The 19,586-nt window shown below is 65.7% G+C and carries 16 protein-coding genes and 2 riboswitches; of the genes, 6 read left to right on the forward strand and 10 right to left on the reverse strand.

The window, feature by feature from the left end; all coding sequences use genetic code 11:
* The first annotated feature begins 3 nt into the window (after positions 1–3).
* On the forward strand, positions 4–1,317 hold the full coding sequence (gene efeB, locus ASF79_RS09065) for an iron uptake transporter deferrochelatase/peroxidase subunit (RefSeq protein WP_055853933.1): 1,314 nt from the start codon (positions 4–6) through the stop codon (positions 1,315–1,317).
* Positions 1,318–1,396: 79 nt separating this feature from the next.
* On the opposite strand, the gene typA is transcribed toward efeB, so the two are convergent.
* The 5 genes from typA to ASF79_RS09090 form a co-directional block, all read right to left on the reverse strand.
* Positions 1,397–3,325: a translational GTPase TypA gene (typA, locus tag ASF79_RS09070; RefSeq protein WP_055853937.1), complete on the reverse strand. Its 1,929-nt coding sequence runs from the start codon at positions 3,323–3,325 to the stop codon at positions 1,397–1,399.
* Positions 3,326–3,411: 86 nt separating this feature from the next.
* Positions 3,412–5,172, reverse strand: coding sequence for a dipeptide ABC transporter ATP-binding protein (locus ASF79_RS09075; RefSeq protein ID WP_055853940.1), 1,761 nt, complete (start codon positions 5,170–5,172; stop codon positions 3,412–3,414).
* Positions 5,169–6,125, reverse strand: coding sequence for an ABC transporter permease (locus ASF79_RS09080; RefSeq protein ID WP_235480590.1), 957 nt, complete (start codon positions 6,123–6,125; stop codon positions 5,169–5,171). The genes ASF79_RS09075 and ASF79_RS09080 overlap by 4 nt, the downstream gene beginning before the upstream one ends.
* Positions 6,115–7,044: an ABC transporter permease gene (locus ASF79_RS09085; protein WP_055780293.1), complete on the reverse strand. Its 930-nt coding sequence runs from the start codon at positions 7,042–7,044 to the stop codon at positions 6,115–6,117. Before ASF79_RS09085 ends, ASF79_RS09080 begins: the two co-directional genes overlap by 11 nt.
* A 152-nt stretch (positions 7,045–7,196) precedes the next feature.
* Positions 7,197–8,816: a peptide ABC transporter substrate-binding protein gene (locus ASF79_RS09090; protein WP_055853945.1), complete on the reverse strand. Its 1,620-nt coding sequence runs from the start codon at positions 8,814–8,816 to the stop codon at positions 7,197–7,199.
* Between the two features lie 200 nt (positions 8,817–9,016).
* On the opposite strand from ASF79_RS09090, the gene ASF79_RS09095 reads away from it, so the two are divergent.
* Positions 9,017–9,835, forward strand: coding sequence for a CPBP family intramembrane glutamic endopeptidase (locus tag ASF79_RS09095; RefSeq protein WP_082495779.1), 819 nt, complete (start codon positions 9,017–9,019; stop codon positions 9,833–9,835).
* Here ASF79_RS09095 and ASF79_RS09100 read toward each other — a convergent pair.
* The 4 genes from ASF79_RS09100 to gcvT are packed head-to-tail and all read right to left on the reverse strand — an operon-like array spanning position 9,832 to position 15,116.
* Positions 9,832–10,659 carry a pentapeptide repeat-containing protein gene (locus ASF79_RS09100; RefSeq protein ID WP_082495780.1) on the reverse strand — a complete coding sequence of 276 codons (828 nt, stop codon included), beginning with the start codon at positions 10,657–10,659 and terminating at the stop codon, positions 9,832–9,834. The two genes, ASF79_RS09095 and ASF79_RS09100, sit on opposite strands and share 4 nt — an antisense overlap.
* Positions 10,660–10,698: 39 nt before the next feature.
* Complete coding sequence (gene gcvP / locus ASF79_RS09105; RefSeq protein WP_055853954.1) at positions 10,699–13,584, reverse strand: aminomethyl-transferring glycine dehydrogenase; 2,886 nt, start codon at positions 13,582–13,584, stop codon at positions 10,699–10,701.
* A 7-nt stretch (positions 13,585–13,591) separates the two neighbouring features.
* Positions 13,592–13,963 carry a glycine cleavage system protein GcvH gene (gcvH, locus tag ASF79_RS09110; protein ID WP_055780280.1) on the reverse strand — a complete coding sequence of 124 codons (372 nt, stop codon included), beginning with the start codon at positions 13,961–13,963 and terminating at the stop codon, positions 13,592–13,594.
* Positions 13,964–13,967: 4 nt separating this feature from the next.
* Complete coding sequence (gcvT, locus tag ASF79_RS09115) at positions 13,968–15,116, reverse strand: glycine cleavage system aminomethyltransferase GcvT (RefSeq protein ID WP_235500709.1); 1,149 nt, start codon at positions 15,114–15,116, stop codon at positions 13,968–13,970.
* 57 nt (positions 15,117–15,173) lie between these two features.
* A riboswitch (glycine riboswitch) is annotated at positions 15,174–15,279 on the reverse strand.
* A riboswitch (glycine riboswitch) is annotated at positions 15,280–15,375 on the reverse strand.
* A 128-nt stretch (positions 15,376–15,503) separates the two neighbouring features.
* On the opposite strand from gcvT, the gene ASF79_RS09120 reads away from it, so the two are divergent.
* The 4 genes from ASF79_RS09120 (at position 15,504) to ASF79_RS09135 (ending at position 18,830) form a co-directional block, all read left to right on the forward strand.
* Positions 15,504–15,839 (forward strand): LysR family transcriptional regulator, encoded by a 336-nt coding sequence (locus ASF79_RS09120; protein WP_235480588.1) that lies wholly within the window; start codon positions 15,504–15,506, stop codon positions 15,837–15,839.
* A gap of 101 nt (positions 15,840–15,940) precedes the next feature.
* The gene (locus ASF79_RS09125) at positions 15,941–16,984 is read left to right on the forward strand and encodes an ABC transporter substrate-binding protein (protein ID WP_235500710.1); all 1,044 of its coding nucleotides are present in this window, start codon (positions 15,941–15,943) and stop codon (positions 16,982–16,984) included.
* Positions 16,985–17,025: 41 nt separating this feature from the next.
* Positions 17,026–18,066, forward strand: coding sequence for a FecCD family ABC transporter permease (locus ASF79_RS09130; RefSeq protein WP_200933556.1), 1,041 nt, complete (start codon positions 17,026–17,028; stop codon positions 18,064–18,066).
* Positions 18,063–18,830, forward strand: coding sequence for an ABC transporter ATP-binding protein (locus ASF79_RS09135; protein WP_055853967.1), 768 nt, complete (start codon positions 18,063–18,065; stop codon positions 18,828–18,830). Before ASF79_RS09130 ends, ASF79_RS09135 begins: the two co-directional genes overlap by 4 nt.
* Positions 18,831–18,839: 9 nt before the next feature.
* Here the strand turns inward: ASF79_RS09135 and ASF79_RS09140 are convergent, their stop codons facing one another.
* Entirely contained in the window at positions 18,840–19,580 is a 741-nt protein-coding gene (locus ASF79_RS09140; protein ID WP_055853971.1) for a copper resistance CopC family protein, read from the reverse strand.
* Between the last annotated feature and the right edge of the window lie 6 nt (positions 19,581–19,586).

Raw genomic sequence — 19,586 nt, forward strand, 5'->3', positions numbered from 1 at the left:
CCCATGACAGACGAGCGCTCCGCCGAGGAGCAGGTGCCGGTCACCCCGCAGAAACTCTCTCGTCGAGGGCTTCTCGGGCTGGCGGGCGCCGGCGTCGTGGGTCTGGGCGTGGGCGTGGCGGGCGACCGCGGAATCATTGCCGCGTCTGCGGCCACCACGACCGGAGCGACGAGCGCGTCCACCGCGGCGTACCCCTTCCATGGCACGCACCAGTCCGGAATCGTCACCCCTGCGCAAGACCGCCTTCACTTTGCGGCGTTCGACATGTCGTCGACCGCCTCCAGGTCCGATCTCATAGAGCTCCTTCAAGACTGGAGTGCGGCGGCCGCACAGATGTGCGCGGGTAAGCCCGTAGGCGAGTACGGCGCGGTCGACGGTCCGTACGATGCTCCGCCGGAGGACACGGGCGAGGCGCTCGATCTGCCCACCGGCGGACTCACCATCACCTTCGGTTTCGGCCCCACGCTGTTCGTCGACGGGTCAGGAGCCGATCGCTTCGGCATCGCGTCGCAGCAACCGGCCGAGCTGCGCGAGCTGCCGCATTTTCCCGCGGACGATCTCGATCCGCAGAAAACGGGTGGAGATCTCTGCATCCAGGCCTGTTCCGACGACCCGCAGATCGCGGTGCACGCCATCCGCAATCTGTCGCGCATCGCCTTCGGCCGCGCCAGCCTGCGCTGGTCGCAGCTCGGATTCGGTCGGACGTCGTCGACCAGTACGTCGCAGGTGACACCCCGCAACCTGTTCGGCTTCAAGGACGGAACCGCCAACATCAAGGCGGAGCAGCTCGGCAAGGTGATGAACTCCGTGTGGGTTCCCGCCTCGGCGACGCCCGCCTGGCTGGCCGGTGGCTCCTACCTGGTCGCCCGGCGCATCCGCATGACGATCGAGACGTGGGACAGGACGGCGCTCAGCGAGCAGGAACGCATCATCGGTCGCACCAAGGGTGCGGGCGCACCGCTGTCGGGGGGAACGGAGTTCACCGCTCCCGACTTCGCCGTGCTCGGCAGAGCCGACAAGCCGCTCATCGACGCCGATTCGCACGTGCGTCTCGCGCATCCGGAATCGAATAGCGGAACCGAGATCCTCAGACGGGGATACAACTTCGTCGACGGCAACGACAATCTCGGCCGCCTCGACGCCGGCCTCTTCTTCATCAGTTACCAGCGCTCCCCCGCTCAGTTCATCGACATTCAGATGAACCTGGCGAAGAACGACCTCATGAACGAGTACATCAGGCACGTGGGGTCGGGTCTCTTCGCCGTTCCCCCGGGGGCGCGACAGGGCTCGTACGTCGGAGCCGGGCTCTTCGCCTAGAAGACCGCCCGGTCATGGTCCGCAACGACGAAGCGGGGCAACGGAGACGAACTCCGTTGCCCCGCTTCGTCGTGAAGAGCTAGTTCTTGCCCTGGTTGGCGCGCTTGAGGTTCGCCGTGGCACGGGCACGGGAATTCGCGTCGAGCTCGACCTTGCGGATGCGCACGAACTCGGGCGTGACCTCGACGCACTCGTCTTCGCGGGCGAACTCGAGGCTCTCTTCGAGGGTGAGCTTGCGTGACGGGGTCATGCGCTCGAACGTGTCAGACGTCGACTGGCGCATGTTCGTGAGCTGCTTCTCTTTGGTGATGTTCACGTCCATGTCGTCGGCGCGCGAGTTCTCGCCGATGACCATGCCCTCGTAGACCTCCTGAGTCGGCTCGACGAAGAAGCTCATGCGCTCCTGCAGGTTGACGAGCGAGAAGGGCGTGACGACTCCTGCGCGGTCGGCGACGATCGAGCCGTTGTTGCGGGTGACGATCGGGCCGGTCCAGGGGCCATAGCCGTGCGAGATGGCGTTGGCGATGCCGGTGCCGCGGGTCGTGGTCAGGAACTCGGTGCGGAAGCCGATGAGGCCGCGCGACGGAACGATGAACTCCATGCGCACCCAGCCGGTGCCGTGGTTCGACATGCCGTCCATGACGCCCTTGCGAGCGGCGAGGAGCTGCGTGATCGCACCGAGGTACTCTTCCGGCGCGTCGATGGTGAGGTGCTCCATCGGCTCGTAGGTCTTGCCGTCGACCTGCTTGGTGACGACCTGCGGCTTGCCCACGGTGAGCTCGTAGCCTTCGCGACGCATCTGCTCGACCAGGATGGCAAGGGCGAGTTCTCCACGACCCTGCACCTCCCACGCGGCGGGGTTTCCGATATCGACGATCTTGAGCGAGACGTTACCGACGAGCTCGCGGTCGAGGCGGTCCTTCACCATACGCGCGGTGAGTTTGTGTCCCTTGACCTTGCCGACGAGGGGCGAGGTGTTGGTTCCGATGGTCATCGAGATGGCCGGGTCGTCGACCGTGATAGTCGGCAGGGGGCGAACGTCTTCGGGGTCGGCGAGCGTTTCGCCGATGGTGATCTCCTCGATGCCGGCGACGGCGACGATGTCGCCGGGGCCCGCGCTGTCGACGGGGTAGCGCGTGAGCGCCTTCGTCATCAGCAGTTCGGTGAGTTTGACGTTCTGAACGGAGCCGTCGTGACGGACCCAGGCGACCTGCTGGCCCTTCTTGATGTTGCCGTTGAAGATGCGCAGCAGAGCGAGGCGGCCGAGGAACGGCGAGGCGTCGAGGTTCGTGACGTGCGCCTGCAGGGGGTGCTCGTCGTCGTACTTCGGGGCGGGCACGTGAGTGAGGATCGCTTCGAACAGCGGCTCGAGATCGTCGTTGTCGGGCAGCTCGCCATTGGCAGGCTTGTTCGTGCTGGCGGCACCGTTACGACCCGAGGCGTACACGACGGGAACGTCGAGGATGGCGTCGAGGTCGAGGTCGGGAACATCGTCGGCCATGTCGCTGGCGAGGCCGAGGAGCAGGTCCTGGCTCTCGGCCACGACCTCGTCGATGCGCGCGTCGGGGCGGTCGGTCTTGTTGACGAGCAGAATGACCGGGAGCTTCGCCTCGAGGGCCTTGCGCAGCACGAAACGCGTCTGCGGAAGCGGGCCCTCACTGGCGTCGACGAGCAGAACGACGCCGTCGACCATGGACAGGCCGCGCTCGACCTCGCCACCGAAGTCGGCGTGACCCGGGGTGTCGATGACGTTGATGACGATCGGGCCACCGGCACCGTGCTCAGCCGCGTGAATACCGTTGTACGTGACAGCGGTGTTCTTCGCGAGGATCGTGATGCCCTTTTCGCGCTCGAGGTCGTTCGAGTCCATCATGCGGTCGTCGCCCTCGAAGTGGGCATCGAACGAGTTGGTCTGCTTGAGCATGGCGTCGACGAGAGTCGTCTTGCCGTGGTCGACGTGGGCGACGATTGCGACGTTGCGCAGGTCGGCGCGGGTGGCTTCAGCCATGGAGAAAGTCCTTGAGGATCGGGATGAACCCGAATCGTGACGGGCTCTTATTAGCGTGGGATATCGGGCGACAACGCCCTGAACGGCTAGATGCCCAGGGGTATGTTGGCCCCGGGAATTGCATCAAGCAACTCTTTAGTATATTCCTCACGCGGGTTATCGAACACCTCGTCTGTTGCAGCGGCCTCGACGATGCGCCCCGACTTCATCACGCTGACGTTGTCTGCGATGACTCGCACCACGGCCAGGTCATGTGTGATGAAGAGGTAGGTGAGCCCCAGCTCCGACTGCAGATCGGTGAGCAGCTGCAGAATCTGCGCCTGCACGAGCACGTCGAGAGCCGAGACGGCCTCGTCGAGCACGACGATCTCGGGCTTGAGTGCCAGGGCGCGCGCGATGGCGACACGCTGGCGCTGCCCACCGGACAGCTCGTTCGGGTAGCGCGTGACGAGCGACTTCGGCAGGGCGACCTGGTCGAGCAGCTCGTTCACCCTGGCGCGTCGCGACGTGGAGTCGCCCACCTTGAACACGCTCAGAGGCTCCGAGATCGTGTTGCCGATGTTGCGCAGCGGGTCGAGGGAACCGTACGGGTCTTGGAACACCGGCTGCATCTTGCGGCGCAGAGCCAGGAGGCTCTTGCCCTTCAGCGGCGCCGTGTCCGTGCCGTCGATGCGGATCTCGCCGCTCGTGGCGTCCTCGAGCCTCAGCAGGAGCTTCGCGACGGTGGACTTGCCCGAACCGGACTCCCCCACCAGCGCCATCGTCGTGCCACGCTCGATCTCGAAGCTGACACCGTCGACGGCCTTGAGGGTCGATGCCGACCCTTTGCCACCACGGATCTTGTAGACCTTGGTGAGATCCTTGACGGCAATGGCTGCCGTCGTGTCCGCCGTCGCAGCGTGCGCCTCGTGCCGCGACTCCGCCGCGGCGATGAGGTCGACACCCTCGGTCACGCGGGTGGCCTCGTAGCCGAGGTCTTCGAGCGGCTTCGAGGCGGACTGGATCCGACGAGAGGCGAGGCTCGGCGCCGCGGCAACGAGACGCTGGGTGTAGGGATGCATCGGGTTCTGCAGGATCTCCCGAGAGGGACCCGACTCGACGACCTTGCCCTTGTACATGACGACGAGCTGCTCTGCGCGCTCTGCCGCGAGTCCCAGGTCGTGCGTGATGAACACGAGTGCCGTGCCCGACTCGCGGGTGAGCTTCTCGAGGTGGTCGAGAATGCGTCGCTGCACCGTGACGTCGAGTGCTGACGTGGGCTCGTCGGCGATCAGCAGCTTGGGGTTCGAGCTGAGGCCCATTCCGATGAGCACGCGCTGACGCATACCGCCCGAGAACTGGTGCGGGAACTGCTTCAGGCGCTTGTCGGCGTCTGAGAGCCCGGCTTCGGTCAGAACCTGGATAGCGCGCTTCTTGACGTCTTGTTTGCCGGTGGCGATACCGTTCGCACGGATCGCCTCCTCCACCTGGAAGCCGACGCTCCAGACGGGGTTGAGGTTCGACATGGGGTCCTGGGGAACGAAGCCGATCTTGCGGCCGCGAATCTCCTCCATCTGCTTCTCGTCGAGGGCGGCGATGTTGCGCCCCTCGAAGAGGATCTCTCCACCGGTGATCCGGCCCGAACCGGGCAGCAGGTTGATGATGGCGTGGGCTGTCGTGGACTTGCCCGATCCCGACTCCCCCACGATGGCCAGAGTCTGGCCGGGCATGAGCGTGATGTTCACGCCGTCGACGGCGGTCACCATGCCGCGCTGTGTCTGGAAACCGACCTGCAGATCTTTGATCTCGAGCAGAGGCGTGACGGCTCGGCCGTCGATAGGGGCTGCGGATGCGTCGGTGGCGATCATCGGAGCGCCCTCGCTTTCGGGTCGAGTGCGTCTCTCACGACTTCACCCATGAGGATGAAGCTGAAGACCGTGACGGAGAGGGCGAGCGACGGCCAGATCAGGGTCTGCGGGTGAACCCGGATGTCGCGCTGCGCCTGGTTGATGTCGTTGCCCCAGGACATGATGCTTCCACCGAGTCCCACGCCGAGGAACGACAGCGTCGCCTCCGCGACGATCGCACCGGCGAGCGAGATCGTGGTGATGGCGATCACGGGTGCAATGGAGTTCGGCAGCACGTGCTGGAAGAGGATCTTCATGCGCGAGACGCCGAGTGCTTCAGAGGCGGTGATGTAGTCGGCCTGCTTGACCCTGAGGATCTCGGCACGCAGCACCCTGGCCGTGGAGGGCCAGGCGAACAGACCGATCGCGAGCGAGATCGTCCAGATGCTGCGGTACTGCGACAGCACGCTCATGATCACGACCGCGGCGAGGATGTAGGGGATCGAGAAGAAGATGTCGCCGATTCGGGAGAGGGTCGCGTCGACCCAGCCTCCGAAGAACCCTGCGAACGCGCCGAATGCAACGCCGAGGACGGTCGTGAGCAGGATGACGATCAGACCGACCGAGATGGAGGTCGACGTGCCGTAGATGATGCGCGCGTAGACGTCGCAGCCCTGCTTCGTGAAGCCGAGGAGGTGACCCGCGGACGGATCGCCGTTGCTGTCACCCAGAGCACACGCCTCGGTGAGCGGGTTGATGGGCGAGAAGAGCGACGGAAGGAGGGCCACGGCGATGATCAGGAGGATCAGGGCACCGGAGATCCAGAAGATCGGCCGACGGCGGGCGTCCCTCCAGGCGTCGATCCAGAGGTTGGACGGCTTCTCGTCGACCTTGACGGCGTCGATGGCGACCAGGGGCGTTTCCTCGAGAGGCGCAACGAAGTGCGTCGTCGAGCGTGGTGTGTTATTTGACAAGGCGGATCCTTGGATCGAGCAGGCCATACAAGAGGTCTACGACAAGATTGACGACGAGGTAGAGCAGCACCATCACGGTGACGAACGACACGACGGTCGGTCCCTCGCCTCGGATGATCGCCTGGTACAAGGTGTTTCCGACGCCGGGAACGTTGAAGATTCCCTCCGTCACCGTCGCACCGACCAGAAGCACGCCAAAGTCCGTGGCGAGGAAGGTGACGACGGGAATGAGTGAGTTGCGCAGGATGTGCACGGGCACGATGCGTCGGCGGCTCAGGCCCTTGCTGTAGGCCGTCCGCACGAAGTCGAGTCCGCTCGTCTCGATCACCGATGACCGAGTGAGTCGCACGATCTGCGCGAAGCTGACGCTGGCGAGCACGAGGGCCGGCATGATCAGATCCTGGATTGGAGCTCCGGAACCGACCGTTGTTCTCGCCAAGCCCAACTGCACACCGAAGACGTACTGCGCCACGTAGGCGATCACGAAGATGGGCAGCGAGATCAGGATGAGGCTGACGACGAGAGCGCTCGAGTCGAACAGCTTTCCCTTGCGGAGGCCCGAGTAGAGTCCCACGACGATTCCGGCGATGGACTGGAACAGAAGCGCGAGGATCGCCAGCCGAATCGTGACCGGGAACGTACGGGCCAGGATCTGCGTGACCGGCTCGCCCGAGAATGAGATGCCGAAGTCTCCGCGGAAGATGCCGCCGATGTAGATGAAGTACTGCACGATGAACGGCTGGTCGAGGTGGTACTGCTGGCGCAGCTGCTCGATGACCGCGGGGTTCGGCGTCTTGTCGCCGAAGAGGGCGACGATGGGGTCGCCCGGCATGGCGAACACCATGAAGTAGATGAGGAAGGTCGTCCCGAAGAAGACGGGGATCGCCTGAAGAACGCGTCTGAAAATATATCCGGCCATGGTCTGGTCACATCACCGGTTCGGGCTTGTTGCACATTCGAGTGGAAACACCTATCTCTTACTTGGCCGCACGCGCTGGGAATACCTTACAGAGCGCATGTGTGGGGCGGCAGCGAGAGTCGCTGCCGCCCCACAGACGAGGATGCTATGAGTTAGCCCTTGGTGATCTCGGAGTACAGCGGAACGGAGTTCCAACCGAAGGTCACGTTCGACACCTCGGTGCCGTAGCCACCGGTGACGTTCGAGTACCACAGCGGGATCGCCGGCAGATCCTTCAGCAGGATCTCCTGAGCGTCCTGGAAGTCCTTGTTCGCCGTGTCGACGTCGGTCTCCGAGGAGCCCTTCGCCAGCAGTGCGTCGAAGTCCGGGTTCGAGTAGTCACCGTCGTTGGAGCCAGCGTTCGTGGCATAGATCGGTCCGAGGAAGTTGAACAGACCCGGGTAGTCGGCCTGCCATCCGGTGCGGAACGCCGTCTGGATGCTGCGGTCGGTGATAGCCGTGCGCACCTGGGCGAACGTCGGCGACGGAGCGCCCGATGCGTCGATGCCCAGGGTGTTCTTCAGGCTGTTCGCCACTGCGTCGACCCAGCCCTGGTGGCCACCGTCGGAGTTGTACGCGATCTGGAAGGTACCGCTCCACGGCGAGATCTTGTCGGCCTCGGCCCACAGCTTCTTGGCCTCGTCGGGGTTGTACTTGAGTACGTCGGCACCGTCGAGCTTGTCGGACCATCCGTCGATGACCGGCGACGTGAAGTCGCTGGCCGGCGTACGGGTTCCCTCGAAGATCACCTTGGTGATCTCCTCGCGGTTGATGGCCATCGAGATCGCCTGCTTACGCAGCGTTCCCTCTTCGCCACCGAAGTGGGCGAGGCGCGACGGGATCGTGAACGACTGGAAGACGGCCGCCGGCTGGTTGACCGCACGGTCACCCAGGTCGGACTGGAACGTCTGGTAGGCGCTGTCCGGCACGGCGTCGAGGACGTCGAGGTTGCCGCCCTGCAGGTCGGAGTATGCGGCGTCCTGGGTGGCGTAGAACACGATGGTCACGCCGCCGTTCTTGGGAACGCGTCCACCTTGGTAGTCGGGGTTCACGACGAGGTCGATCTTCTCGTTGTGCTTCCAGGCACCCTCGCCGGCGAGCATGTAGGGACCGTTACCGATCGGGTTCTCACCGAACGCGGCCATGTCGGCGAACGCCGACTTGGGCAGCGGGAAGAACGCCGAGTAGCCGAGCCGCAGCGGGAAGTCGGACTTCGGGCTCGTGAGCGCGACCGTGAAGGTCGTGTCATCGACGACCGTGAGGCCGGTCAGTGGGCTGTCAGCGTCGTAGCTGAACCCCTGGATGTCCTCGAAGAAGTAGCTGGAGAGCTGCGCGTTCGAGAGAAGCGCGCCGTACTGCCATGCGTCGACGAAGGAGGCTGCGTCGACCGGGTCGCCGTTGGTGAACTTCAGGCCCGGCTTGATCTTGATGGTGTAGTTCTGAGCATCGGTGGTCTCGATGGACTCAGCGACGTCGTTGATGGGAGCGCCCTTGGCGTCGTAGTAGACCAGACCAGCGAAGATCTCGTCGAGGATCTTGCCGCCACCGACCTCGTTGGTGTTGGTGGGGATCAACGGGTTCTGCGGCTCCGAGCCGTTCGCCGTGATGATTGCGGAGTTGTTTCCGCCGGAGTTCGTGCTGGGCGTGTCTCCACCCGCCGAACAACCGGACAGCATAAGGGCGCTGGCCGCAGCGAGGGCGATAGCCCCGATGCCAATGCGTCTGATTTTCAATTTTCCTCCTGAGGACTTTCTTGGGCTACCGGATGCTCACTAGACGTTCTCGGAGGCACCCGAAAGGTGATCAGTCGCGTGGCTGACTACCCAGTACCCTAAAAGGGGGCTGGGATCCTGCCAAATCCATCAGGAAAAAGTTACACACTAGAAACGTGAAATCGGCATTCCTTGTGCCGCACGCACAATTTTCCCTCCGTATGGGCCAGCCCACGCAAGAAAGAGCACGTGTGTCTCAATCGATCCCCTCTCCCTGGCGTACGACGCGGCGACGACGGCTGACCTGGGAGATCGCGATCGTCCTCGGGCTGTCGCTCGGCGCATCCGCCGTGTACTCGATCGTGAGTATCGTGGCCAAGCTCACCGACGACACCCCTCTCGCGGATCAGTCGACAGCCCTGAACTCGGCGCTGAGTACGCGCGAGTGGCTCGACTTCACGTACCAGTCCCTCGCCATCCTGTTCGATCTGGTTCCGGTGATCCTCGTCTTCTACCTGCTGGCGATCTCGGGAACGAACCCGTTCCGAAGGATCGGCTTCGACCTGAAGTCCCCTGCTCGCGACTCGGCTCGGGGGCTTCTGCTCGTTCTCGTCATCGGAGTACCCGGAATAGCGCTCTACTTCATCGGCCGAGCCGTGGGCATCACCGTCAATGTGGTCCCGGCCCCTATCGACGCCTACTGGTGGACCGTGCCGGTGCTGATCGCCTCCGCCCTGAGGGCAGCCCTCACCGAGGAATTGATCGTCGTGGGCTACCTCTTCACCCGGCTCAAACAGCTCGGCTGGGGTCGGTGGCAGATCATCCTGTCGGCCGCGGTGCTGCGGGGCAGCTACCACCTCTATCAGGGCATCGGACCATTCTTCGGAAACGTCGTGATGGGAATCGTCTTCGGCTGGTGCTACACGCGCTGGGGCCGCACGATGCCGCTCGTCATCGCCCATTGGATCATCGACATCGCCTCGTTCGTGGGCTACGCCTGGGCCGTCTCGACTTTTCCGGACCTCTTCCGCCTGAGCTAGAGTCCGGGCGCCTTCGGTGCGTCGTCGTCATCCGGCTCCGCGACGTCGTCGTCACCGGTGGCTGCGACGGGCCTCCGCCGCGAGATGACCATCGCGGCGACTCCGAGCGCGAGAACCACGACAGCTCCACCACCGACCGCGGCGATGAGTCCCCAGTCCGCCGGCTGCCTGGTCGAGGTCGCCGTGGGCGCCTGACCTGGCTCATCGGTGAACAGCGGCGTGGGCGCCTCTGTCTGCTCCGGGTGAGGGGTGACCTGGATCTTCACCACGGCGAGGGCGGTGCCGTTCGACGACGAGAACTTGCAGACCATGCCGGAGTCGCCGACGGGAAACACGGTGCCCGACGCGACCGGAACGTCGACGATCATGCAGTCTCCCGCTGTGAGACCTGCGGGCACCACGGGTGCGAATTCGATCGGAGCTCCGCTCGCATCGGCGGCCTCGGCGGTGATCGTGCCGGGAAGGATTCCCGAGTCGGTGAAGTCGGCGCCCTCTATCTGTGCGTCGGTGAAATCAGCACCCTCGATGTTCGCTCCGGTGAAGTTCGCTGCCTGCAGCTTCGATCCCGACAGGTTCGCGCCGGCCAGGTTCGCGCCCATGAAAGCGGCCTGGCCCATGCTCACGCCGCCGAAGTCGACGCCCGCGCACTGGCTGCCGCCCGCCGGCGCACCGTCGGTGACCTGCTGCACGACGCATCCGCCCTCATCGAAGAAGACCTCGGCGTGTGCGGCCGTAGCGGGAACGGCGATCAGGGCGAAGGAACCCAGCGTCACCGCCGCCAGCATCGAAAATCGGCCGCGCTGAATCGCAAATCGTCTCGCCATGCTGAGAGGCTACCGCACGCGCGGAAACGGCCGGCTCTGCTACTCGAACGCCTCCGGCGGCGGGCACGAGCACACCAGGTTGCGATCACCCCACGCCTGATCGATGCGACGCACGGGCGGCCAGTACTTCGAGCGGATCAACGAACGCACCGGATAAACCGCAGTCTCGCGATCATACGGATGCATCCATTCGCCCTCGACGACGGACTGTGCCGTGTGCGGCGCGTTGTGCAGGGGGTTGTCGTCGGCGGGCCAGACACCCTCGGCGACCTGCATGGCCTCGCCCTTGATGGCGATCATCGCGTCGATGAAGCGATCGATCTCGGTGAGGTCTTCGCTCTCGGTCGGTTCGACCATCAGCGTTCCCGCGACGGGGAAGCTCATCGTCGGGGCGTGGAATCCATAATCGATCAGTCGCTTGGCGACGTCGTCGACCGAGACGCCGGTCGATGCCGTCAGAGGCCGGATATCGATGATGCACTCATGCGCGACGAGACCGTTGTCGCCCGCGTAGAGCACCGGAAAGTGCTCGGAGAGCCGTGCGGCGACGTAGTTGGCCGAGAGCACGGCCGCACCCGTCGCATCCGCGAGGCCCTGCGAGCCCATCATGCGCACGTACGACCAGCTGATCGGCAGGATGCTCGGGCTGCCGTACGGCGCGGCCGAGATCGGCCCACCGCCGTGTACGACGGTGCCACCACCGGCGAGCGGATGCGACGGGTCCTGCGCCTGCGCGTGGCCCGGCAGGAAGGGCGCAAGGTGCGCCTTGGCCGCGACCGGGCCGACGCCAGGGCCTCCCCCGCCGTGAGGGATGCAGAAGGTCTTGTGCAGATTGAGGTGCGACACGTCGCCCCCGAAGTCGCCGAAGCGGGCGAAGCCGAGCAGGGCGTTGAGATTCGCGCCGTCGACGTAGACCTGGCCGCCGGCCGAGTGCACCAGACGGCAGATCTCGGCCACCTCGTGCTCGTATACCCCGTGCGTCGAGGGGTAGGTGATCATGAGCGCGGCGAGCGAGTCGGCGTGCAGCTCGATCTTGGACCGAAGGTCGTCGACGTCGACGTTGCCGTTCTCATCGCAGGCGACCACGACGACCTTCATGCCGGCGAGAACAGCCGAGGCCGCGTTCGTTCCGTGAGCGCTCGACGGGATGAGACACACGCTGCGCTCGAACGATCCGTTGGCGTGGTGGTAGCCGCGGATGGCGAGCAGGCCCGCCAGCTCGCCCTGACTTCCCGCATTGGGCTGCAGTGAGACCGAGTCATAGCCTGTGACCTCTGCGAGCCAGGTCTCGAGCTGCGAGATGAGCGTGAGGTAGCCCTCGACGTCTGCTCTGGGCGCGAAGGGGTGCAGGGCTCCGAACTCGGGCCAGGTCACGGCCTCCATCTCGGTGGCCGCGTTCAGCTTCATGGTGCACGAGCCGAGCGGGATCATGCCCCGGTCGAGCGCGTAGTCGTAGTCGGCAAGGCGCTTGAGGTAACGCATCATGCTCGTCTCCGAGCGGTGCGTGTTGAACACCTCGTGCGTGAGGTAGTCGCTCGTGCGCAGAATGTGCTCGGGCAGGCTCTCGGCGAGCTGTTCGGCATCGCTGGCGGGCGACACCCCGAACAGGCCGAGCACCGTGTCGATGTCGGCAGATGTCGTCGTCTCGTCGACCGAGACACCGATGGTGTCGTCATCGGCGACGTTCAGAAGGTAGCCGCCGGCGTGAGCCTGGGCGGCGATCTCGGCGGCACGTCCGGGCACCCGCACCTGGATGGTATCGAAGAAGTCCTCGTGCACGAGCTCCGCTCCGGCCGCCTCGAGCGCGCTGGCGAGCCGACGGGCGATGTCGTTGACGTCGAGAGCGATGCGCTGCAGACCTTCCGGCCCGTGGTAGACGGCGTACATACCGGCCATGACGGCGAGAAGAACCTGGGCGGTGCAGATGTTCGAGGTGGCCTTCTCGCGACGGATGTGCTGCTCTCGCGCCTGCAGGCTCAGCCGGTAGGCGGGGTGACCCGACGCATCCTGACTCACGCCCACGAGGCGACCAGGGAGCTGACGCTCGAGGCCCTTGCGCACAGCCATGTAGCCGGCGTGCGGTCCACCGAAGCCCATGGGAACGCCGAAACGCTGGCTCGTGCCGACGGCGACGTCGGCCCCCAGTTCGCCGGGAGAGGTGATGAGGGTGAGGGCCAGCAGGTCGGCCGCGACGACGGCGAGTCCGCCGGATGCGTGCACCGCCTCGATCACGTCGCGCGGGTCCCAGACTCGGCCGGATGCGCCGGGGTACTGGATGAAGGCGCCGAAACCGGTGGCGAGCGGGTGGTCGTGCGACGCCGGGTGGTCGACGCGGTCGAGGGTGAGCTCGACGATCTCGATGCCCACGGCGTCGGCGCGCGAACGCAGTAGAGCCTTCGTCTGCGGCAGAGCGTCGGCGTCGACGAGGAAGACATTCGAGGTCGACTTCGAGGCGCGCCTGGCGAGCAGCATGCCCTCGACGACGGCGGTGGCCTCGTCGAGCATGGAGGCGTTGGCGGTCGACAGACCCGTGAGGTCGGCGACCATGGTCTGGAAGTTGATGAGCGCTTCGAGGCGCCCCTGCGAGATCTCCGGCTGGTAGGGCGTGTAGGCGGTGTACCAACTGGGGTTCTCGAGCACGTTGCGGCGGATGACTGCCGGTGTGATGGTGTCGTAGTAACCGAGCCCGATCATCGACCGGTTCACGGTGTTGTGCGATGCCAGGGTGCGGAGCTCGGCGATGGTCTCGCGCTCGGTCGCGGCCGCAGGGATCGCCTCCGCGCGGTGGGTCTCGCTCAGCTGGATCGAGCCGGGGATCGCGGCGCGCACGAGGGCGTCGACCGAGTCGTAGCCGAGGCGGGCGAGCATAACGGCCTGCGCGCTGTCATCGATGCCGATGTGACGCGCGGTGAAAGGAAGCGACATCGGTGTGTTACTCCCCCAGCAGCGCGGTGTACTCGTCGAACGACAGCAACGGCGGCAGCTCGGTGAACTCGATCTTGATGAGCCAGCCCTCGCCCAGCGGGTCGCTGTTCACCAGCTCGGGGGTGTCTTCGACCGCGGAGTTCTTCTCGAGCACCGTGCCATCGACGGGGGCGAAGAGCTCACCCACCGATTTCGTCGACTCGATCTCGCCGACGATCGAGCCGTTCGCCAGCGACGTGCCGACGTCGGGCAGGTCGACGAAGACCACGTCGCCCAGCTTCTCTGCCGCATACGCGGTGATGCCGACGGTGGCGGTGGTGCCCTCGACGAGCACCCACTCGTGCTCGCTTGTGTACTGCAGTTCGCTTTCGGTAGCCATGGCTTCAGTCTTTCTTCGCGCGGTAGAACGGGAGGGAGGTGACGCGGTAGCTCAGGCGCTTGCCGCGGATGTCTATGCTGACGACTGTGTCGGGCGTCGCGAAGGCGGCGTCGACGTAGGCCATCGCGATCGGGATGCCGAGGGTCGGCGATAGGGCACCGCTCGTGACGACGCCGATCACGTCGGTGGAGTCGTCGGAGGCGAAGATCTCGTAGTCCGCCCGCGCGGCCCGCTTGCCTTCGGCGACCAGACCGACCAGCGTGCGCGCATCCGGGTTGGGGCCGGCTTCGACGGCCTCGCGACCCACGAAGTCACCCTTCGTCGCTGTTGCGACGACGCGGCCGAGGCCGGCCTGCACGGGGAACGTCTCGGTGCCGAGCTCGTGGCCGTACAGCGGCATACCCGCCTCGAGACGCAGGGTGTCGCGGCTCGCGAGCCCGGCCGGCACGAGTCCGAGCGGGGTTCCGGATTCGGTGAGCGCGTTCCAGAGCTCTTCGGCGTGATCGGGGCTGACGTAGAGCTCGAATCCGTCTTCACCCGTGTAACCGGTGCGGGCGATGAGCACGGGCTGAGTGCGGAACGACCCGGACAGGGCGCGGTAGTACTTGAGCTCGGCGAGCTTCTCCCCCACGTCGCGGCCGTCGGGGTGGCCGCCCTCGATGGCGAAGCCGTCGGTCGCGACGAGGATCTCGCGCGATCGCGGACCCTGCACGGCGATGAGGGCGAGCTCGTCGCTCTCGTCGAAGACCTCGCATTCGAACGGGGAGGTGCGCTCGAGGAGCTCGGCGGCGACGACCTCACGGTTGGACGCGTTCGCCACGACCATGAACCGGTCGTCGCCGGTGCGGTACACGACGAGGTCATCGATGATTCCGCCGGTTCGATCGAGGAGGAGGCTGTACTTGGCCTGCCCGACGACGGTGGCCGAGAGCTTGCCGGCGAGCGCGTAGTCGAGGGCGTCTGCCGCCTCGGGCCCCACGACGAAGATCTCGCCCATGTGCGAGAGGTCGAAGATGCCCGCGGCGGTGCGCACGGCGTGATGCTCGGCGAGGTCGCTCGAGTAACGCACGGGCATCTGCCAACCGGCGAAGTCGGTGAAGCTGGCTCCGGCAGCCACATGGATGCGGTTGAGCGGCGAATATCTATCGGTCACGAGTTCTCCAAGGCGCAGTGGGTATTGCGGACCCGGGCGCGAACCCGAGCAGTCAAGAACTCCCCCTCTGTCATCTGTGCCTGAGAGCTTCGACGCTGCGTGGCAGCGACTTTCACCGTGGGCGGACCGTCGAACACTGTTCGAGATCTCTTTTCAGAGTGGCCTGTTCGATGCGGTACACGTACCTGAGAGATTGGTGGGGAGAATTGCTCCTTCGGTGCCTGCCGAGGTGATCGGCGGGCTCTCCCGCATCGCGTGATGTCGGCCCGATATTCGTTTGTGCGGCCAGCCTAGCAACATACGGCTCACGCGTCGCGAGGCTCGAGCGCGTAATCTGAGGGTGACCGGGCGATGCGCGCAGTCAGGACGGATTTTGTGGATCATCGTTTGAACAGGCTCTTCATCACGGCGGCGAAAGAGCTGCATTTCGCCAAAGCCGCCAAGATCGAGGGCATTCCGCGCTCCAGCATGATCGCCGCCGTCAAGCAGCTCGAGCAGAATCTGGGTTACCCGCTGTTCGACTACGACGCCGAATCGACCGTTCTGACGCCCGAGGGTGTGGCCTTCGCCGAGAAGGCGGCTGCGGATCTCGCGAAGTCGACCGGGAATTCCACGATCACCGCTCCCCTCGCCGGGGGTAAGGCGAAGGCATCGAAGGGCAAGGGTCGAGCCCCGGTAGTGAAGGGTGCTCCAAGGGTGGGAAAACGCCGCCAGTCTCGTTGAGTTCCGGGCGGCGAGTCAGGTAAGGCTATCCTTATCTTTCTGGGTGTCGTTCTTCGATGCGGCCCCGATCTGACTCCCCCACCCGAACGAAGGAGCCCGACGTGCGCCAGCGCGCCGCTATCAGTCTTGCCCTCGCATCCGTTCTCGCGGTCGGCCTCACCGGATGCGGCGCATCCGAGGCCGTCGAGACCAGCCCGACGTCCACGTCTGGACAGGGATCGACCGAATATCCGTTGACCATCGACAACTGCGGCACTCAGACCGTCGTCGATGCACCACCGCAGCGCGTCGTCTCTCTCGACCAGAACTCGACAGAGATCATGCTCTCGCTCGGGCTCGCCGACCATCTGGTCGGGACTGCTTCGTGGACCGATCCCGTGCTCGACTCCCTCGCTGCCGCCAACTCCGAGGTTCCGCGGCTGTCAGACAACGCGCCGAGCTACGAGGTCGTGCTCGGCACCGATCCAGACTTCGTGACCGCCTCGTTCGGGCGGCACTTCGCTCAGGGAGGCGTGGCGAGCCGCGAGCGCTTCGCCGAGACGGGCATCGGAAGCTACCTCTCACCCACCGACTGCGACAACGGCACCAGCATCAACGGCGGCGGCACCCGCACCCATGCGCTCACGATCGATTCGCTCTACGAGGAGATCACCGAGCTGGGCGCGATCTTCGACGTTCCGGATCGTGCGAAGGCGCTCGTCGACGGACTCCGAACCCGGGCCGCGGCGGCGACCGAAGGCGTCGATTTCGCTGGCGCAACAGTCGCTTTCTGGTTCGCCGACACGAAGACCCCCTATATGGCTGGCGGGCTGAGTGCCGCCGGCCTGCTCGCCACGACAGTGGACTTCGACAACGTGTTCTCTGCATCCCCGGAGGACTGGCCGGCCACGACCTGGGAGGCTGTCGCCGACAGGGATCCGCACATCCTCGTGCTCGGCGACCTGCAACGAGACCGCTTCCCCGGCGACCGTCTCGACGACAAGATCAGTTTCCTCGAGTCGGACCCGCTCACTCAGACGATCGATGCCGTACGCAACAAGCGATACATCGTTCTTCACGGCGCCGAACTCAATCCGTCTATCCGATTCGTCGACGGCCTCGAGAAGATTCAATCCTGGCTGCGCGAGCACAAGGACGAGCTCTGAGCACCGCCCCGCCTCCGACACACCCGCAGACGACGACGCCCGTGCTGCGGCCGGCCTCCCGCACGCGCCGGACCGCGATCGCAGGTCTGCTCGTGCTGGCCGGACTGGTCCTTTTGCTCGTCTCGGTCGGTGTCGCGATCACGCTCGGACCGGCGGACATCCTGCTCGTCAACGTGCGCGACATCGTCACCAACCATCTCGGTCTCACCGACATTGCTGTGAAGGTCTCGAAGAACGCGATCGTGTGGGAGGAGCGTCTGCCCCGCGCCTTCGTCGCTGCCGCGTGCGGCGCCGGTCTGGGACTCTGCGGCGTGATCATGCAGTCGCTGCTGCGCAACCCTCTGGCCGATCCGTTCATCCTCGGCGTCTCGTCTGGCGCGTCCACCGGCGCAGTGGTGATCGGCGTACTGGGACTGGGCGGCGCTGCGGTAGGTCTCTCGGGCGGCGCGTTCATCGGGGCACTGATCGCGTTCGGCCTCGTTCTGCTGCTGGCACGACTGTCTGGCGGCGGCACCGATCGTGTGGTGCTCGCCGGCGTCGCGAGCACCCAGCTGTTCTCGGCCGTGACATCTCTCATCATCTTCGCCTTCGCCGACTCGGACGAGACGCGCGGAGTGATGTTCTGGCTGCTGGGCTCGCTGGAAGGAATGCGATGGGACGACGTCGCACTCTGCGCGATCGTGGTCGTGATCGGTTCGTTCGTGTGCCTGCGTTACGCCCACGCGCTCGATGCCTTCGCGTTCGGTGACGATGTCGCCGCGTCTCTCGGCATACATGTGACCCGCACCCGTGCTGTGCTGCTGGTCGCGACCGCGCTGATCACAGCCACGCTCGTGAGCGTGGCCGGTGCGGTCGGCTTCGTGGGGCTCGTTCTGCCGCATGCCGCTCGCCTGCTCGTCGGCCCCCGCCACGCGCGCCTCGTTCCCGCCACCGCGATCATCGGCGCGATCTTCATGGTCTGGGTCGATGCCGGATCGAGGGTCGCCTTCTCGCCGACCCCTCTGCCGGTCGGCGTGGGAACGGCGCTCGTCGGCGTTCCCGTGTTCATCGCCTTACTGGCCCGGCGAAGGAGGCGCGCATGACGCTCCGCGCCGAGCAGGTGACCTGGAGCAGGAACGGTGTGCTCGTCGTCGACGGCGCGACCCTGCACCCCGAGCCTGGGCAGACGGTCGGCCTCCTCGGGCCGAACGGTTCGGGCAAATCCTCTTTGCTGAGAGTGCTGCACGGGCTCGTCAGGCCGACGTCGGGATTCGTCACGCTCGACGGTGTCGACCTCACCTCCGTCGGTCGTCGACACGTCGCACGCTCGGTCGCGTCTGTCACGCAGCACGCTGACACCGAGGTCGACATCACCGTGCGCGACATCGTGAGGCTCGGTCGCATCCCGCATCGCACAGCACTCGGTGGAGGAACCACCGCAGATGAAGACGCCGTCGACAGGGCGCTCGCACACGTCGGCCTGCTCGATCAGGCGAAACGTCTGTGGCACACGCTGTCGGGCGGGGAGCGTCAGCGCGCTCAGATCGCGAGGGCCCTTGCCCAGGAACCGCGAGAGTTGCTTCTCGACGAGCCCACCAACCATCTCGACGTCCGCCATCAGCTCGAGCTCCTCGAGCTCGTGTGCGCCCTACCGGTCACCACCGTCATCGCCATCCACGACCTGAACCTCGCAGCCATGTACTGCGATCTCGTCGTCGTACTGCAGGAGGGCCGTGTGGTCGCCACGGGAGCACCGGGCGACGTGCTCACGACAGAACTCATCTCCGCGGTCTACGGCGTCACCGCCACGATTGCACGGGACGCGCAGCGTGGCCACCCTGTCATCACGTTCTCCAGACGACAGTGACCTGCCGGACTACTTCTGGGAATCCCCGTACTCGTCGCCCGACGGCGCATCCGGCTTCTCGAACGGGTCACGTCGGATGCGCCGCAGGGTGAGCACGATCACCGTCACGATCAGCGCAAGGCCGCCGATCGATACGGCGACAGCGATACCGATCCGGCTCCCATCGGCGCCGTCGTCGTTCGTCGATGCAGGGTCGGCCGTCGCGGTGGCGGCCGGAGCAGGCTCCTCGGCCATCGTGGTCGCCGACGGCTCGGGAGTCGCCGCCGGAGCCGAGTCCTCGCGAGGCGAGCCCGCCCACTGCGCCCCGCAGGCGGGAGCGGCCGCCATGCCGGGCAGCGAGTTGCCCGAGTCCACCGGCTGGTAGTCGAAGGTGTAGCTGCCCGACGTCGGGTGTCCGTCGCTCGAGACGACCTGCCAGGTGGCGGTGTAGATCCCCGCATCTCCCAGGGCGATGCCGGTGGATGCGACGGCCCCGTCGACGACGACGCACCCGTTCTCGTGGAACGCGCCCGACGCATCCGTCACCTGAATGGCGAAGGCGCTCGTGTCGTCACCCAGGGTGAGGAGCTCGTCGCTGTACGTCAGGGAGACCACGGTCGGGTCGGCCGTGACGACCTCGCCCGCTGCGGGGGTCGACGACTCCAGCGCGTCGTGTGCCGAAGCACTGGATGCGCCGACGAGCACGAGCGCGGCGCCCACGAGGGCGGTCGCGGCGAGAGCGGAGGGCAGGGCGAAGAGGCGTCGAGTCACCCGGCT

It is taken from the genome of Agreia sp. Leaf335, assembly GCF_001423605.1.
Taxonomy (GTDB): domain Bacteria; phylum Actinomycetota; class Actinomycetes; order Actinomycetales; family Microbacteriaceae; genus Agreia.

Coding starts and splice junctions, on each gene's coding strand:
- efeB (WP_055853933.1), top strand. CDS start 4: ATGACAGACGAGCGCTCCGCCGAGGAGCAGGTGCCGGTCACCCCGCAG.
- typA (WP_055853937.1), bottom strand. CDS start 3,325: ATGGCTGAAGCCACCCGCGCCGACCTGCGCAACGTCGCAATCGTCGCC.
- ASF79_RS09075 (WP_055853940.1), bottom strand. CDS start 5,172: ATGATCGCCACCGACGCATCCGCAGCCCCTATCGACGGCCGAGCCGTC.
- ASF79_RS09085 (WP_055780293.1), bottom strand. CDS start 7,044: ATGGCCGGATATATTTTCAGACGCGTTCTTCAGGCGATCCCCGTCTTC.
- ASF79_RS09095 (WP_082495779.1), top strand. CDS start 9,017: ATGGGCCAGCCCACGCAAGAAAGAGCACGTGTGTCTCAATCGATCCCC.
- ASF79_RS09100 (WP_082495780.1), bottom strand. CDS start 10,659: ATGGCGAGACGATTTGCGATTCAGCGCGGCCGATTTTCGATGCTGGCG.
- gcvP (WP_055853954.1), bottom strand. CDS start 13,584: ATGTCGCTTCCTTTCACCGCGCGTCACATCGGCATCGATGACAGCGCG.
- gcvH (WP_055780280.1), bottom strand. CDS start 13,963: ATGGCTACCGAAAGCGAACTGCAGTACACAAGCGAGCACGAGTGGGTG.
- ASF79_RS09135 (WP_055853967.1), top strand. CDS start 18,063: ATGACGCTCCGCGCCGAGCAGGTGACCTGGAGCAGGAACGGTGTGCTC.